Raw genomic sequence first — 15,626 nt, 5'->3', positions numbered from 1 at the left:
AACCAGACCAGAACAGGACGTCCCTTGTTCCGAAGCCCCTTCTCTCCCGCCTACCCGCGCGAACAGCATGCCGGGGGCCGCCTCACCGTCGACCTGGCCGCGCTTGCCGGCAACTGGCGCAAGCTGCGCGACCTCGGCCAGCCGGCTCAATGCGCCGCCGTGGTGAAAGGCGACGGCTACGGCATCGGCCTGGATCACGCTGCCAACACGTTGTGGAACGCCGGCTGCGGCACCTTCTTCGTCGCCCTGCCGGAGGAAGGCATGCGGCTGCGCGAGGTGCTGCCGGGAGCCACGATCTACGTGCTCAACGGTCTTTTCCGGGGCGCCGAGGCGGATTACCGCGAAGCCAAGCTGATCCCCGTGCTTGGCTCGCCCGGCGAAATCGAGGACTGGGGCCGGTTTGCCCGCTCGGTCGAGCGGGAACTCCCCGCCGCGCTTCACGTGGATACCGGGATGAACCGGCTCGGGCTGACGCTGGCGGAAGCTGAATCCTTCGCCGGTGTCGAGATGGAGCCCGGCGTGGCTCCGCAGCTGCTCATCAGCCATCTTGCCTGCGCCGACGCGCCGGGCCATCCGCTCAACCGTCGTCAGCTTGAGGCGTTCGCAGAGGCCCGCGCACTCTTCCCCGACCTGCCGGCCTCGCTCGCGAACTCCGCCGGGGTCCTGTCCGGACCCGATTATCACTTCGATCTCCTGCGCCCCGGCATCGCGCTCTATGGCGGGCGGGCGCAGAACGACGGCAACAACCCGATGGCACCGGTGGTTACGCTGGAAGCGCGGGTGCTGCAGGTGCGAGACGTGACGCCGGAGGAGAGCGTCGGCTACGGCGCCGTCGGCTGCCTGGACAAGCCGGGTCGAGTCGCCATCGTGTCCGTCGGCTACGCGGACGGGCTGTTGCGCGGCGCCGGAGAAAGCGAGCTCTCCGCTGGCGCGGCAGGCTGGATCGCCGGGCACCGGCTGCCTTATGTCGGCCGTGTCTCGATGGACCTGATCGCCCTCGACGTCACCTCCGTCCCGGAGCAGGTTGTCGAACGCGGCAGCTGGATCGAGCTGTTCGGGTCGCACATCGCCATCGATGAAGTCGCGGGCGCTGCTGGCACGATCGGCTACGAGCTGCTGACGGACCTGTCGCGCCGTTACGCAAGGCGCTACGTCGGGCTGGACCTGCGCTGATGGCCAAACGACAGCCTCGCTATGTCTGCCAGGAATGCGGATCGGTCACGAACCGTTGGGCCGGCAAGTGCGAAGCCTGCGGCGCGTGGAACTCCATTTCCGAGGAAACCGTCCCCGACCCGATCCTGGCGGGGACCGGCAAGACGTCATCCGTCCGTGGCCGGCCGGTGCGCCTTGAGAGCCTCGCCGGCACCAACGACGAGCCACCGCGGCTGGAAACAGGCATCGGAGAGCTCGACCGCGTGACCGGAGGCGGCTTCGTGCCCGGCTCCGTCCTTCTGGTCGGTGGTGATCCCGGCATCGGCAAGTCGACGCTCCTCCTGCAGGCGGCGGCCCGCCTCTCCTCGGACGGGGGCCATGTCGTCTACATCTCCGGCGAGGAGGCCGTCGCCCAGGTCCGGCTCCGCGCCGAGCGGCTGGGGGTGAGCGGTGCGCCCGTGGCGCTCGCCTCTGAGACCAGCGTAGAGGACATTCTGGCGACCCTGTCGTCGGGTCCCCGCCCGTCGCTGGTCATCATCGATTCCATCCAGACCCTGTACACCTCGATCGCGGAGTCGGCGCCCGGCACCGTCTCCCAGGTCCGTGCTAGCGCCCAGGCACTCATCCGGTACGCAAAGACCTCAGGCGCCACCGTCGTGCTGGTGGGTCACGTCACCAAGGATGGTCAGTTGGCCGGTCCGCGGGTGGTCGAGCACATGGTCGACGCCGTCGTGACCTTCGAGGGCGACGGGAGCCACTCCTTCCGGCTGCTGCGCGCCACCAAGAACCGATTCGGCCCCACCGACGAGATCGGCGTGTTCGAGATGACCGGCTCCGGGCTCCGCGAGGTGGATAACCCGTCACAGCTTTTCCTGGGCGAGCGCGACACCGCCAGCCCGGGCGCCGCGGTCTTTGCCGGCATGGAGGGCACGCGGCCGCTCTTGGTGGAAATCCAGGCGCTGGTCGCCCCGAGTTCGCTTGGAACGCCGCGACGGGCCGTGGTCGGCTGGGATTCCAACCGGCTGGCGATGGTGATTGCGGTTCTGGAAGCCCGCTGCGGCGTGCGGCTCGGCGGCAACGACGTCTATCTTGCGGTGGCCGGTGGACTGCGCATCACTGAGCCTGCGGCCGACCTTGCCGTGGCCGCCGCGCTGATCTCCTCGCTGGGCGGACTTGCCCTGCCAAGTGATTGCGTCTATTTCGGCGAAGTCAGTCTGTCCGGTCGTGTCCGTTCGGTTGCACACGCGGCGGGCCGGCTCAAGGAAGCGGAAAAGCTCGGGTTTGGGCAGGCAGTGGTTCCTGAATCGGTGGCGACGGACTCACCCAAGGGTTTGCGGACAGTTGCGATCGGTGGCCTCAACGATCTCATCGGACGTCTGTTTGAAGACGGGGAACCCGACGGGCTCCGCGGCGGGAGCGATGCGTCCGATGCCCGTTCGGCCGCACGGCCCTGATATGAGCTTGAAACGCGCCCTGTGCGGCGCGGTGGCGTGAGGAGCCCGATCGATGTCCTTCACCGCATTTGATGCCATCGTTCTCGCGGTCGTGCTGATCTCGGCGGTGCTCGCGATGATCCGCGGCTTCGTGCGGGAAGTGCTGTCCATCGCGGCCTGGGTGATCGCCGCCGTGGTGGCCTATCTCTTCCACGACGATCTGGTCCCCACCGTCCAGAACTACATCTCTCAGCCGACCATCGCGCTGGCGGTTTCCGCGGCCATCATTTTCCTGGTGACGCTGATCGTCGTCAGCTTCATCACCATGAAGATCTCCGATTTCGTGGTCGACAGCCGGGCGGGCTTCGTCGATCGCTTCCTCGGCTTTCTCTTCGGCACCGCGCGCGGCGTGCTCCTGATCGTTGTGGCCCTCATCTTCTTCAACTGGCTTGTGCCCGAGCGCAACCAGCCGAGCTGGGTCGTGCAGTCGGCGTCGCGCCCCACCCTCAACGACCTCGGCAACCGCCTTCTCGCAGCCCTGCCGGAGGATCCCGAGGCGACTTTCCGGGACGCGGTGAAGCCGCGCGAGAGCGGCGCCCCGACCGACGACAATGCGACCGCCCCGACCCGGACCACTCCGGAGTACGGGTCGCAGGAGCGCAACCAGATGGATCAGCTGATCCAATCCACCGGCGACGGCAACGGGTCGGAGACTACGCCCGATCCCGCCGCTCCCGCTGGTACCGACACGGGAACACCGGCGAACTAGGCTTGTGCCTGGTCCGAGGGGCGGTGTTCCATTGAAGGCCTGAGGCGTCCGGACCTTCCGAGGAAGAAGGCCGGACCCTCTGGATTTTGTGAGGCGGTCGACTTATTTGCGAACGGACAGAGAGATCCGCGGCAAGACGGTCGATCATGGGGGGTTGATGAGGTTCGGTCCCGAATGCCCCGACTCTACGATTCAGTAAGCAGCGCCGACGCTGGTGCCTATGCCGACGAGGCGGACGACCACTTTCATGATGAATGTGGCGTGTTCGGTATCTTCGGCCACGATGATGCGGGCGCACTGACCGCGCTGGGGCTGCACGCGCTGCAGCATCGCGGCCAGGAAGCGGCAGGCATCGTCTCCTACGACGGCGCCCAGTTCTTCACGGAACGCCACATAGGCCTCGTGGGTGACAACTTCACGAAGCCCTCGGTGATTGCCCGCCTGCATGGCAACCGCGCCATCGGCCACACGCGCTATTCGACCACGGGCGGTGCCGTCCTGCGCAACGTGCAGCCGTTGTTCGCGGAGTTTGCCGGCGGTGGCTTTGCGGTTGCCCATAACGGCAACATCACCAACGCGCGCACCATGCAGCGGGCGCTGCGCAAGCGCGGGTCGATCTTCCAGTCGACCTCGGACACGGAAACGCTGATCCACCTGGTGGCAACCAGCGACCGGAGCTCGTTCATCGAGCGCTTCATCGATGCGATCCGCCAGCTTGAAGGCGCCTACGCTCTCGTCGGCATGACCGACAAGAAACTGGTTGGTGCCCGCGATCCGCTGGGTGTCCGGCCGCTGGTTCTCGGTGACCTCGACGGCGCCTACGTGCTGACGTCCGAGACCTGCGCCCTCGATATCATCGGTGCCCGCTTCGTGCGCGACATCGAGCCCGGCGAAGTCGTGGTCATCACCAACGACGGGATCGAATCCCTTCACCCGTTCGCGAACACGCCCTCATCGCGGTTCTGCGTGTTCGAGTATGTCTATTTCGCCCGTCCCGACTCCATCGTCGCCAACAAGAACGTCTACGACGTGCGCAAGCGCATCGGAGCGGAGCTGGCGCGCGAAGCGCCGGTGCCGGCGGACGTGGTGGTGCCGGTTCCCGACTCCGGGACGCCAGCCGCCATCGGGTTCGCGGAAGCTGCCGGTATCCCTTTCGACCTGGGCATCATCCGCAATCACTATGTCGGCCGGACCTTTATCCAGCCGACCGATTCCATCCGGCACATGGGCGTGAAACTGAAGCACAACGCCAACCGCCAGATCCTGGAGGGCAAGAGGATCGTGCTGGTCGACGATTCCATCGTCCGTGGGACCACGTCGCTGAAGATCGTGGAGATGGTGCGCGAGGCCGGCGCGGCGGAAGTGCACATGCGCATCGCCAGCCCGCCCACAACCGACTCGTGCTTCTACGGTGTCGACACGCCGGAGAAATCGAAGCTGATCGCCGCCCGCATGAATCTCGAGGAGCTGGCCCGCTACATCAAGGTCGACAGCCTCGCCTTCCTGACGATCGACGGACTCTACCGGGCCGCCGGCGAGCCTGCGCGGACAAACGAGAACCCGCAATTCTGCGACGCCTGCTTCACCGGCGACTATCCGACCCGCCTCACCGACCGCGCCGAGAACAACGGCGATCCGCAGCTCTCGCTTCTCGCCGAGGTCGGCTAAGCATGTCTCGAGAATTCGAAGATCGCGTTGTCGTCGTCACGGGCGCAACGCGGGGTATCGGCAGGGCTGTTGCGCTCAAGCTCGGTGAGGCTGGCGCTCACGTCGTCGCCATCGGGCGCACCGTGGGGGCGCTTGAAGAGCTCGATGACGCCATCCGAGGTGCGGGCGGCGAAGCCGCGACGCTGGTGCCTCTCGATCTCACAGACTTCGACGCCATCGACCGGCTCGGTGCCGGGCTCTTTGAGCGCTGGGGACGCCTCGACGCACTGGTGGCGAACGCCGGCATACTTGGTCAGCTCTCGCCCATCGGTCACCTGCCGCCGAAAGTCTGGACCGACACGATCGGTCTCAACCTGACGGCCAACTATCGCCTGATCCGCTCCCTCGACCCGCTGCTTCGCCAGTCGGTTGCCGGACGCGCGGTCTTCATGACCGCCGAGCAGGCCCGCACGAGCGAGCCGTTCTGGGGACTTCTGGCAGCGTCGAAGGCCGGCCTCGAGGCCCTCGTCCGGACCTATGCCAACGAGATTGCCCACACCAGCGTGCGCGTGAACCTCGTCGACCCTGGCCCCACGCGCAGCCATTTCCGCGGCAAGGCCTATCCGGGCGAAGACAAGGACACGCTGGCGCATCCAAGCGCTCATGCGGCGCCGATCATGGCACTGCTCACGCCGCAGTGTCTTGAGAACGGCAGCCTGATCGAGCTCAGCCGCAAAATGGCAGACGACGGGCTCCCGCCGGACGCGCGGTCGACCAGCCTCGCGTAGATCGGCCGGCCACATTCAGCTCGGCAGCAGATCGATCGGGATCAGGCGTAGGGGTTGTCGCCCTTGCGCAGCGTCAGCCTGATCGGCACGCCCTCAAGCCCGAACGTCTCCCGCAGCCCGTTGGCCAGGTAGCGTTTGTAGGCTTCCGGAAGGTCTTCCGGCATCGAACAGAACGCCACGAAGTGGGGCGGCCGGGTCTTCACCTGAGTAATGTAGCGCAGCTTGATGCGTCGGCCGCCGATGGCCGGCGGCGGATGACGCGTGATCGCATTGTGCAGCCACCGGTTCAGCTGCCCGGTCGTGGTGCGGGTCGACCAGAGCTCAACGGTGGAGAGCACGGCCTCCATCAGCCGATCGAGACCCTGCCCGGTGAGCCCCGACACCGGAACCAGCCTCAGACCCTTCACCTGCGGCAACAGCCTGTCAGCGGCTTCGCGCAGGGCATTCATCGTCTCATTGCGATCCTCGACCAGGTCCCACTTGTCGAGAGCGACGATCAGCGCCCTGCCCTCGCGGACGATCAGATCGATGATGTGCAGATCCTGCTTTTCGAACGGCATGGTGGCATCGATGGTCATGATGACCACCTCGGCGAACCGAAGCGCACGGATCGTATCGGCGACGGAGAGGCGTTCCAGCTTCTCCTGGACCTTGGATTTCTTCCGCATTCCGGCCGTGTCCACCAGCCGGAATTCACGCCCGCGCCACTCCCAGTCGACGCTGATAGAATCGCGCGTGATTCCAGCCTCCGGACCGGTAAGCATGCGCTCCTCGCCAAGGAGGCGATTGATCAGCGTAGACTTTCCGGCGTTCGGGCGCCCGACGATCGCCACCTGGACGGGCCGCGAGCGACCGGGACCGGCCGCATCTTCGGCCGGGGCGTCGTCGTCCGGCGCCAGCGGATCGTCGCTCTTCGAGGTCGTCTCTGTGCTTGTCTCGCCAGCTGACCGGTCATCACGCAGGTCGAGCGTTTCGAACCGCTCCTTCAGCGCGTCGTAGAGCTCGCCCAGCCCCTCGCCATGCTCGGCCGAGAAGGCGAGCGGCTCGCCAAGACCGAGACTGTAGGCTTCCAGCGCCGCGACATCGCCGCTGCGCCCTTCCGCCTTGTTGGACAACACGATGACGGGTGCTGACGTGCGCCTGAGCAGTGCCCCATAGGCCTCGTCGGCCGGGGTGATACCGGCCCGCGCATCCACCACAAAAACGATGACATCCGCTGCGCCAATCGCCAGATCGGTCTGCTGCCGCATCCGGCCTTCGAGGCTGTCGGGGCCCGCGTCCTCAAGCCCGGCCGTGTCGACCACCACGAAGCGCAGGTCGGCGATCCGGCCCTGGCCTTCGCGCCGGTCGCGTGTGACCCCCGGCGTATCGTCGACGAGCGCGAGGCGCTTTCCGACAAGCCGGTTGAACAGCGTCGACTTGCCGACGTTCGGCCTGCCTACGATCGCGACGCGCGCAAGCCGGTCGCCTGCGCGACCGGCCTCGCCGTCATCGGAGTCCCGAGATCTCGCCCGCATCGGACACAAACACCATGTAGCCCGACGCCAGGATCGGAGCGGTATAGCCATGACTGGCCACATCCGTCTGCGAACGGATCTGGCCGTTGGAAGGATCGACCGAGATTAGCAGGCCCGCATTGGACACCATCCAGAGCGAATTGCCGGCAAGCAGCGGCCCGTTCCAAGCGAAGCGACCCTTTTTCTTGGTCGGCAGCGCGGTCCGCCAGGCGATCTTGCCGCTCTTCTTCTCGAGCGCGACGATGCGACCCTCCAGATCGATCAGGAAGAGGCCGTTACCCGACACGATCGGCGTGGAAGCGCTGCCGATATTCTGTTCCCAGACGCGTTCGCCGGTGGAGAGGCTGACCGCGATCGTCCGTCCGCCGACGCCGGTGGCGAAAACCAGCCCGCCGTCGATGACCGGGCTGCCGGAGACGTCGGTGAGACCGGCCACGGCCAGGGTCCGGGTCGAACGAGTGACGGAATCGATCCACTTCGGTTCGCCGGAGGACACCGAAAGGGCCATCACCTCGCCGGAGTTCATCGGAACGACGACGGTGTCGCCCGAGACGCTCGGATTGGCCGTGGACAGGAGCCCGGCCGTTTCCGGAATGCCCCGATAGGTCCACTCCTCGGTGCCGTCCGCCTGGCTGAGAGCGATGATCTCGTTGGCCTGGTTGACCACGAAGACCTTGCCGGCCGTCGCTGTCGGCGTGCTGCGCGCCGGCGTCTCCAGCTCCTGCGTCCAGAGGACCCTGCCGGAGCCGAGGTCGAGGGCAGCCACCGAACCGTAGCCCGTGGCAACGAAGACCCGGCCGTTGTCGATGGCGGCGCCACCGCCACTGGCGACATCGCGTTCCTTCTCGGGCCGCAGGTTGGCAGTCCACTGCCGACCACCGTTGGAAACCGAAAGCGCCGTCACCGTGGCATCCGGAGAATAGATGATGACGTTGCCACCCGACGCCACGGGCCGCGCAGCGATGCGCTGCGATTCGTTGGCGAACTGCATGATGCTGCCGCCGCCGCCGCCGATGGACGCACGCCAGGCGCGCGCACCGCTACCGGCAAAGGAAAGGTGGCCGGTGTTGGCTGCCGCGTTGCCGCCGGACTGCGGCCAGTTCGTCATGGAAGTGGCCGCGCCGATGGAAATCGCCGCAACGTCCTCGTTCACTTCCTGCGGCGAATCCTGGTTCGGAAAAATCGGGCTGCGCTCGCCCGGAAGGATCGTATCCTTCTTGTGGAACGGATTGATCGAGGACAGCGAGTCACCGACCGAACCACAACCGCTGACCAGTACCGCCGTGGCGACAAGTGCCACGATCGGACGCAGAGAACCCATCATTCACTCACCTCCGAAGCCCCCGCCCCGGCCTCGTCATCACCCTGCGGTGCGGCCGCGGGGCCGGCGTCGCTCGCCTCGTCGTCAGCTGGGCGGGCGCGGGAGCCGTTGATCAAACTCATGAACAGTTCGACCCGCGCCTTCAGATCCTGGGGTGCGGCGGGGTCCATTTCGATTTCGCGCATCCATTTTTCCGCGCCCTCGAGGTCGCCGGCCTGATAGGCGGCGACGCCGAGGATCTCGCGAGCGGAGTTGCGCCAAGGCCCGGTTTCCGTTGCGACACCGGACAGCCGATCCTCGATTTCCTGGCGCTCTCCAGTGCCGAGCAGCACGTAGCCCGCGCGGACCCTGGCCAGGTCGCGCTGGGTGCGGGAAAGAGCGCTGTCGCCGGCCAGACCGTCGAACGCGTCGACCGCAGACTGGGTCTCTCCGGCCAGCGCCTGTTCGCTGGCTGCCCGGAACTTCGCCAGGACCGCGTAGTTGCCCGGCGCGTCCGCGGCAAAAGCCATCAGGGAGTCGGCCGCCGCCGCGTGGTTGCCCGAGGCGGACTGATCGAGCGCTGCGAGGAACGCATCACCCGCTTCCTGCTCTGCCTTGGTCTTGAAATAGACGTAGCCGCGATAGCCTGCGGTTCCGGCGACGATCAGCACGGCGACGATGATCAAGTAGATGCCGAAGCGGTCCCAGAGCGACTTCATGCGCTCGCGACGCAGGTCCTCTTCAACCTCCTGGAAAATATCCGTCATCGTCCGTCGATCCTCATCGGTTCTGTCGCCGCGCTCGCAGGTCGCTGCCAATCCCGTCCCGGTCGCGCCGTGTAACGCGTTCCGGGCTCAGGGCCAAGCCATTTGGCCCGTACAGGCAGCTCATCGAGCGATGTGAAGATCAGGCGAGAATGGGAACCCCGATCAGCCAGACGTGCACCTTCCAGACAAACAGGGCGTAAACAAGGAGGCCGACCACGACGGCGATGACGTCGTTGCGCACCGGCCCCACGACCGGGTCCGCACCATGGGGATTGGCCGCCTGGCGCTTCTTCAGGGAAATGCGGGCAATGACGCCCCATGCCAGGAACGACCCGAACAGCAGGACGGAGGGAAGCTCGCCATTGGCCAGAAGATGGGCGAATGCCCAGATCTTCACCGCCAGCACCATCGGGTGCTTGACCGCCGACTTGATGCGACCGGGCGCGTAGGCAGCGACCAGCAGGACGAATACAGGCAGCATCAGCAGCATCACGAGGTGCCGCGTCCACAGGGGCGGCACGTAGAGAACCGGCGGTCCGACAGCGCGCCACTCGCCGTAGCCCCAGATGATCATCACGAGGCCGACGAAGGCGATGACGGAATAGATCACCCGGTAGCCGCTCTCGCCCAGCTTCGTCCGGATCGCTGCACGCAGGCCCGTGTCAGCAGGCAGCAGGTGCGTGCCAAAGAAGATCACCAGTCCGAGGATGAAGATCCACATGGTCGAAGCCTCCGTCCGATGGGCGCGCCCGGGACCCCCTGTCTAGGACGATTCCAGCGTTCCCGCATCCCGTTCGTTGGCCAGCGCGACCATCCAACGCGACCGCCCCGGAAACCAGTTCAGCTTTTTTGAAGCGTGAACAAATAATTCCGGTTTGCCTCAACCAGCCCCGCTTGGCACGCTTCTTGAAATGAGGACCTTCATTACCCCTCCTTTCCAGGTGAGCGTGCGGTCGGAACATCGGATCCGGCGACCCGGACGGCTCGCTCCGGAAAGAGAACCTTCGAAGGGCACCGGTTGCCGCCTGGATCGGGATCGGTGGTAGCGGATGCTGAAGGCGGCGATCTCCATCGACAGGGTCATGGAAGCTTTTGGGGAGCTTCTGAAATGGGCCCTCCCCGTCGTCGTCGCTCTCGCCGCCCTTGTCGCCCTGCTGCGGTACGGCCTTTCCCTCGGTTATCCGTGGCTGTCTGAAAGCTTCGTCTGGCTGAATGGCGCCCTTGTCTTCCTTGGCTGCGGCGCTGTGCTGTCCACCGACGGCCATGTCCGGGTTGATCTGTTCTACAGACGCCTCGGGGCGCGGCCCAAGGCCTGGATCAACCTTCTCGGCACCGTGTTCTTCCTCTGGCCGATGGTCGCCGTACTGGCGGTAAAGGCCTGGCCGGCCCTGCAGCGGTCCTGGGCCCTGCGTGAGGCCTCCCCGTCGATCGACGGACTGCCCTTTCTCTACCTCATGAAATCGGCCGTGATGGCCTTCTGCATCCTGCTTGCCATACAGGGACTGTCGACCGTGCTCCGCAGCCTCCACACCCTCATTCACGACTTCGGAGCGAGCGACTGACATGGGGGCAGAGGCGCTCTCCTGTCTCCTCCTCTTCGTCGGCGTAGTCGCGGCCCTTGTTACCGGCTTCCCCGTTGCGCTCGCCCTCGGTGGCTCCGCCATCGTGATAGCCGGAATCGGCAGCTATTTCGGCACCTTCGACGCCATCCTGCTGGGCTCACTGCCCGCCCGCGTTCTCGATCTCGGCCTCAATCCCACGCTGGTTGCCATCCCGCTCTTCGTGTTCATGGGCACGGTGCTGGAGCGATCGAAGGTGGCTGAAAACCTGCTCATCACCATGGGCCAGCTCTTTGGCGGGCTGCGCGGCGGTCTCGGCATCTCGGTCGTACTGGTCGGCGCGCTCCTGGCAGCCTCCACCGGCATCGTGGGAGCGACCATCGTGACCATGGCGCTGATCAGCCTGCCGGCCATGCAACGCGCGCGCTACGACCGATCCCTGTCCAGCGGCATCATCTGCGCCTCCGGTACGCTGGCGCAGCTCATCCCGCCCTCCACCGTCCTGATCCTGCTCGGCACGGCCCTTCAGAACGCCAATACGCAGGCCAATTTGAGGATGGGCGTCTTTTCCTCCGACCCGCTGACGGTCACCGACCTGTTCGCCGGCGCTCTCGTTCCGGGCCTGGTGCTGGTCGGTCTTTACGTCGCCTGGATCATCGTTCGAGCAGTGTTTGACCCGCAAAGCTGTCCGCCGCTGCGCATGTCGGAAAGTGAACGCGGCAATCTCCCGGTCCGGATCCTGGTCGCGATGCTACCGCCGCTAGGCCTTATCGTCCTCGTGCTGGGCTCAATCCTGAGCGGTCTGGCCACCGCTACGGAATCGGCCGCACTGGGCGGCGTCGGAGCCGTGCTTCTCGCCCTTCTGAACCGGCAGCTGAGCCTCTCGATGATGGCAGACGCGGCGCGCTCGGCCATGTCCATCTCCCTGATGATCTACGCCATCCTCATCGGCGCGACGATCTTCTCGCTGGTGTTCCGCGGGTTCGGTGGCGAGGACGTGGTCATCGAACTGCTGCACTCGCTGCCGGCCGGCGCGCTCGGCGCGACGATCTTCGTGCTTGGGCTGATGTTCCTGCTCGGCTTCCTGATCGACACGTTCGAGATCATCTTCATCGTGGTGCCGATCTTTGCGCCCGGCCTGATCATGCAGGGCGTCGATCCGCTGTGGCTGGGCGTTGCCGCCGCCATGATCTTGCAGACCAGCTACCTCACGCCGCCCTTCGGCTTCGGCATCTTCTACCTGCAGGGTGCGGCCAGCACGCTCACCCTGCCCGTCATCTACCGGGGGGTCGTCCCGTTCGTCGTCATTCAGCTCCTGGCGGTCGTCGTGCTGTCGATCTGGCCGGAGCTCGTCCACTGGCTGCCCGGCCTCATGTCGGGCTGAAACCTCGCCTGCCGGACAACCGGTCGAGGGGACCGGAGCCGGCGCGTGCGGCCCGTCGAACTGACGGCGGACCGGAATCACTGTCGTCAAGAAGAGGGGACCTTCGACATGGATCGCAGACAGTTCGTCAAACGGGCAGGCCTCGGCCTTGCCTCCGGCACCGCGGCCGCCACCGGCCTCGCGGCACCGGCCATCGCCCAGGGCGCCATCGAGTGGCGCATGCAGATGACGTGGGCGAAGAACTCGCCGCTGCTCGCCACCGGGCCGGAAATCGTCGCCGACTACATTTCAAAGGCCTCAGGCGGTCGCATGACGGTAAAGCTCTATGCCGCCGGTGAGATCGTACCGCCATTCCAGGTCATCGACGCGGTCGCCGACGGCACCCTGGAGATGGGTCACGGCTATCCGGCGTACTGGGCCGGCAAACTGCCGGCCATGCAGTTCTTCACGCCGGTTCCGTTCGGCTTCACGACCCAGGAGCAGAACGCCTGGTTCTCCTACGGCGGTGGCCAGGAACTGGCCGACGAGGTCTACAGCAAGCTGGGCGTGAAGTTCTTCCCGTCCGGCAACACGTCGGTCCAGGCCGCCGGGTGGTTCAACAAGGAGCTGAACTCCATCGAAGACTACAAGGGGCTGAAGGTCCGTTCCGGCGGGCTCGGCGCCAAGGTGCTGACGGAGGTCGGCGCCACCCCTGTGCAGATGCCGCTCGGCGAGGTGCCCCAGGGGCTCCAGTCCGGTGCCATCGACGGCGCCGACTTCGTCGGCCCCATGAACGACATGGCCTTCGGCCTGCACAAGGTTGCCAAGTACTACTACTGGCCGGGCTGGATGGAGCCCTGCGGCGTGCTCGACTGCATGATCAACATGGCAGCATGGGAGAAGCTTCCCGACGACCTCAAGGAGATCGTCAAGGGCGCCAACATGATGGCCAACCAGGTCGTGCTGAACGAGTTCGTGGCCAAGAATGGACAGGCGCTGGCGCAGATGAAGTCGGAGGGTGTCGACGTCCGCACACTCAACGATGAAGTCCTGAAGGCCCTCGCCGAAGCGTCCACCGGCGTCGTTCAGTCCGTAGCGAACTCCGATCCGCTCGCCACCAAGGTCTACGATTCGATCAAGAGTTTCTCGGCCACCATCAGGCCGTACACGGTGATCTCCGAGGGCGCCTACATCAACGCCCGTCCGGCCTGATCCGCGACAGCGACGCGGCCGGCCGGGGCAGATCCGGCCGGCCGATCTCCGATTGCCAGACGATTGATCAAGGACACACCAAGATGACCGCCTCCCAGACCGGGATCAGCACCCAGGCCGTTCTTTCCATGCGCAGCGGCGGCTACTACTCCGAGCGGACCTACGGCGCCAAGCAGGCCATCGACAAGATGCTGCCTCTGGTGAAGGACGCTCTCAAGCCGCAGCCGGCGCAGACAGGCGTGGTTCGTGTCGCCGACTACGGTGCAGCCGACGGCGGAACCAGTAGGGAGATGTGGTTCAAGGCCTTCCAGGCCCTGCGCGATGGCGGCGATGCCCGCGAGATTGCGATGACCTACACCGACCTTCCGTCCAACGACTTCTCGACCTTGTTCCGCACCATGCAGGGGCTCCAGGGTGATGCGGCGCTCGCCTACCAGGCGGAACTCGGCAACGTTTTCGTCTACGGCTGCGGCACCGGCTTTCACGTGCAACTGTTCCCTGCAGAAACCCTCGACCTGGGCTTCTCGGCGACCGCCATGCACTATCTTTCGGTGAAGCCGTGCGAGATCTCGACCCACTGTCATGCCGTTGGCGCCGAGGGCGAAGAGGCCGCTGCCTTCGCCGAGCAGGCCCGTGCCGACTGGGAGCGCATTCTGCTGGCCCGGGCGAAGGAACTGAAGTCGGGCGGTCGCATGATCTGCCTGAACTTCGGCATCGACGATCAGGGTCGCCACCTGGGAGCAACCGGTGGCCAGCACATGTTCAACCTGTTCGACCGGTTCTGGACGGAACTGCGCGACGAAGGCCGGATCACGGCCAAGGAGTACGAACGCGCCACCTTCGTTCAATATTATCGGACGCTGGAGGAATTCACGGCTCCGTTGACGGACTCCTCCTCGCCCGTTTCCAAGGCCGGGCTGAAGCTTGTCGACGCCTTCTCCACCTACACTCGCTGCCCCTACGAGACGACCTTCGCGGAGTCGGGCGGCGCCATGGCTCCGGCAGAGTTCGCCAAATCCCTGATCCCGACCATGCGGTCCTGGTCCGAAACCGTCTACCTCACGGCGCTGGATGAACGCCCGGCGGGCGAAGCACAAGCGATCGTCGACGAGTTCTACCAGCGCTACGAAGATTTCGTGGCAGCTGCCCCCGAGGGACATGCCATGGACTACATCCACATCGTGGTCGTGATGGAGAAGGCCTGAACGGTGTCAGGCGGGCAGCGCATCGATCCCCGATCGCGCGATCGTCTCGCGGAAGGCGTCGCTGAATGCCTCCGCGACCGGCGAGAGCGCGCGGCCCGCTCGCGTCAACAGGCCGACCTCACGGTAGAGATCCTCGCCCGCGAGGGGACGACAGCACACCGCGGGATCAGCAGCGACGGACAGCGCCGGCAGCACCGTGACACCGAAATCGGCGCGCACCAATGCCAGCAGCGACGTGACGTTGCGGACCATCAGGCGCGAGGCCTGGGAAATCGCCTGGAATTCCGGGGCGTGCATGCGCGCAGAGGCACCGTTGGCAATGAAGCGGATGTTCCCGATCTCGCCTGCCTTAATGGGAGCGTCCGTTTGCGCCAGCGGGCTTTCCGCGGAGCAGACCAGAACGAAACGATCCCTGAACACCGGAGTGAACGCGACGATGCCGGCGTTCGCCGGTCGCCCGGCGATGCCAAGCTCCACCCGCTGGCGTTCTACGGACAGCTCCACCGATTCCGAATCCGCGTCGCGGACATCCAGCTCGATATCCGGTCGCGGCGTCAGGAAGTCGTTAAGCACCATGGGAATGAGTTGCGTCGCCACCGACGGAACACAGGCGATCTCCAACCGACCGATCTCGTTGCGTGCGTAGGCCTGGACGGCGGCGACGGAGCGATCGAAGCCCCTCACCTCGGCCCGGGCAACCGTCAGGACATACTCGCCAAGCGAGGTCAGCGTCGTTTTGCGATCGCTCTCGAACAGCGACCCTCCGAGCTGCTCTTCCAGCTGTTTCAACGACATGGAAACAGCCGAAGGGGTTCGACCGATCTTTTCAGCCGCATCCTTGATGTTGCCGAGGTCGGCGACCTCAAGGAAGACGCGAAGCTGTCCAAGTGTCAGGGCCATGGCGCTCACCAGTT

The 15,626-nt window shown here is 65.7% G+C and carries 14 protein-coding genes; 9 read left to right on the top strand and 5 right to left on the bottom strand.

All coding sequences use genetic code 11. The features are described 5' to 3' along the window. The first annotated feature begins 24 nt into the window (after window positions 1–24). The 5 genes from alr to C507_RS0101410 all read left to right on the top strand — a co-directional run bounded on the left by alr (window position 25) and on the right by C507_RS0101410 (window position 5,789). Window positions 25–1,173: an alanine racemase gene (gene alr, locus C507_RS0101430; protein ID WP_018697865.1), complete on the top strand. Its 1,149-nt coding sequence runs from the start codon at window positions 25–27 to the stop codon at window positions 1,171–1,173. After that, window positions 1,173–2,606, top strand: coding sequence for a DNA repair protein RadA (radA, locus tag C507_RS0101425; RefSeq protein WP_018697864.1), 1,434 nt, complete (start codon window positions 1,173–1,175; stop codon window positions 2,604–2,606). The genes alr and radA overlap by 1 nt, the downstream gene beginning before the upstream one ends. Before the next feature lie 52 nt (window positions 2,607–2,658). Further along, entirely contained in the window at window positions 2,659–3,354 is a 696-nt protein-coding gene (locus C507_RS20030; RefSeq protein ID WP_018697863.1) for a CvpA family protein, read from the top strand. Window positions 3,355–3,528: 174 nt separating this feature from the next. Continuing rightward, window positions 3,529–5,022 carry an amidophosphoribosyltransferase gene (purF, locus tag C507_RS0101415; protein WP_018697862.1) on the top strand — a complete coding sequence of 498 codons (1,494 nt, stop codon included), beginning with the start codon at window positions 3,529–3,531 and terminating at the stop codon, window positions 5,020–5,022. A 2-nt stretch (window positions 5,023–5,024) separates the two neighbouring features. After that, the gene (locus C507_RS0101410; RefSeq protein WP_018697861.1) at window positions 5,025–5,789 is read left to right on the top strand and encodes an SDR family NAD(P)-dependent oxidoreductase; all 765 of its coding nucleotides are present in this window, start codon (window positions 5,025–5,027) and stop codon (window positions 5,787–5,789) included. A 41-nt stretch (window positions 5,790–5,830) separates the two neighbouring features. On the opposite strand, the gene der is transcribed toward C507_RS0101410, so the two are convergent. The 4 genes from der to C507_RS0101390 form a co-directional block, all read right to left on the bottom strand. Further along, complete coding sequence (der, locus tag C507_RS0101405) at window positions 5,831–7,306, bottom strand: ribosome biogenesis GTPase Der (RefSeq protein ID WP_018697860.1); 1,476 nt, start codon at window positions 7,304–7,306, stop codon at window positions 5,831–5,833. After that, window positions 7,278–8,630, bottom strand: a complete 1,353-nt coding sequence (locus C507_RS0101400; RefSeq protein WP_018697859.1) for a PQQ-like beta-propeller repeat protein — start codon at window positions 8,628–8,630, stop codon at window positions 7,278–7,280. Before C507_RS0101400 ends, der begins: the two co-directional genes overlap by 29 nt. Further along, window positions 8,627–9,373, bottom strand: a complete 747-nt coding sequence (locus C507_RS20025; protein ID WP_018697858.1) for a tetratricopeptide repeat protein — start codon at window positions 9,371–9,373, stop codon at window positions 8,627–8,629. Before C507_RS20025 ends, C507_RS0101400 begins: the two co-directional genes overlap by 4 nt. A 139-nt stretch (window positions 9,374–9,512) precedes the next feature. Further along, the gene (locus C507_RS0101390; protein ID WP_018697857.1) at window positions 9,513–10,094 is read right to left on the bottom strand and encodes an NnrU family protein; all 582 of its coding nucleotides are present in this window, start codon (window positions 10,092–10,094) and stop codon (window positions 9,513–9,515) included. Between the two features lie 328 nt (window positions 10,095–10,422). Here C507_RS0101390 and C507_RS20020 point away from each other — a divergent pair, with 328 nt between their 5' ends. The 4 genes from C507_RS20020 to C507_RS0101370 all read left to right on the top strand — a co-directional run bounded on the left by C507_RS20020 (window position 10,423) and on the right by C507_RS0101370 (window position 14,712). Beyond that, window positions 10,423–10,935: a TRAP transporter small permease subunit gene (locus C507_RS20020; protein ID WP_018697856.1), complete on the top strand. Its 513-nt coding sequence runs from the start codon at window positions 10,423–10,425 to the stop codon at window positions 10,933–10,935. Between the two features lies 1 nt (window position 10,936). Further along, on the top strand, window positions 10,937–12,316 hold the full coding sequence (locus C507_RS0101380) for a TRAP transporter large permease (protein ID WP_018697855.1): 1,380 nt from the start codon (window positions 10,937–10,939) through the stop codon (window positions 12,314–12,316). 108 nt (window positions 12,317–12,424) lie between these two features. After that, a complete protein-coding gene (locus C507_RS0101375) occupies window positions 12,425–13,507 on the top strand; it encodes a TRAP transporter substrate-binding protein (protein ID WP_018697854.1) in 1,083 nt (360 codons plus the stop codon). A gap of 83 nt (window positions 13,508–13,590) precedes the next feature. Next, on the top strand, window positions 13,591–14,712 hold the full coding sequence (locus C507_RS0101370) for a class I SAM-dependent methyltransferase (protein ID WP_018697853.1): 1,122 nt from the start codon (window positions 13,591–13,593) through the stop codon (window positions 14,710–14,712). Between the two features lie 6 nt (window positions 14,713–14,718). Here the strand turns inward: C507_RS0101370 and C507_RS20015 are convergent, their stop codons facing one another. After that, window positions 14,719–15,612: a LysR family transcriptional regulator gene (locus tag C507_RS20015; protein WP_018697852.1), complete on the bottom strand. Its 894-nt coding sequence runs from the start codon at window positions 15,610–15,612 to the stop codon at window positions 14,719–14,721. Window positions 15,613–15,626: the final 14 nt, after the last annotated feature.

Origin of the sequence: Amorphus coralli DSM 19760 (assembly GCF_000374525.1) — a bacterium.
GTDB classification, from domain to species: domain Bacteria; phylum Pseudomonadota; class Alphaproteobacteria; order Rhizobiales; family Amorphaceae; genus Amorphus; species Amorphus coralli.
This window is presented reverse-complemented; position numbering and strand designations above follow the sequence as displayed.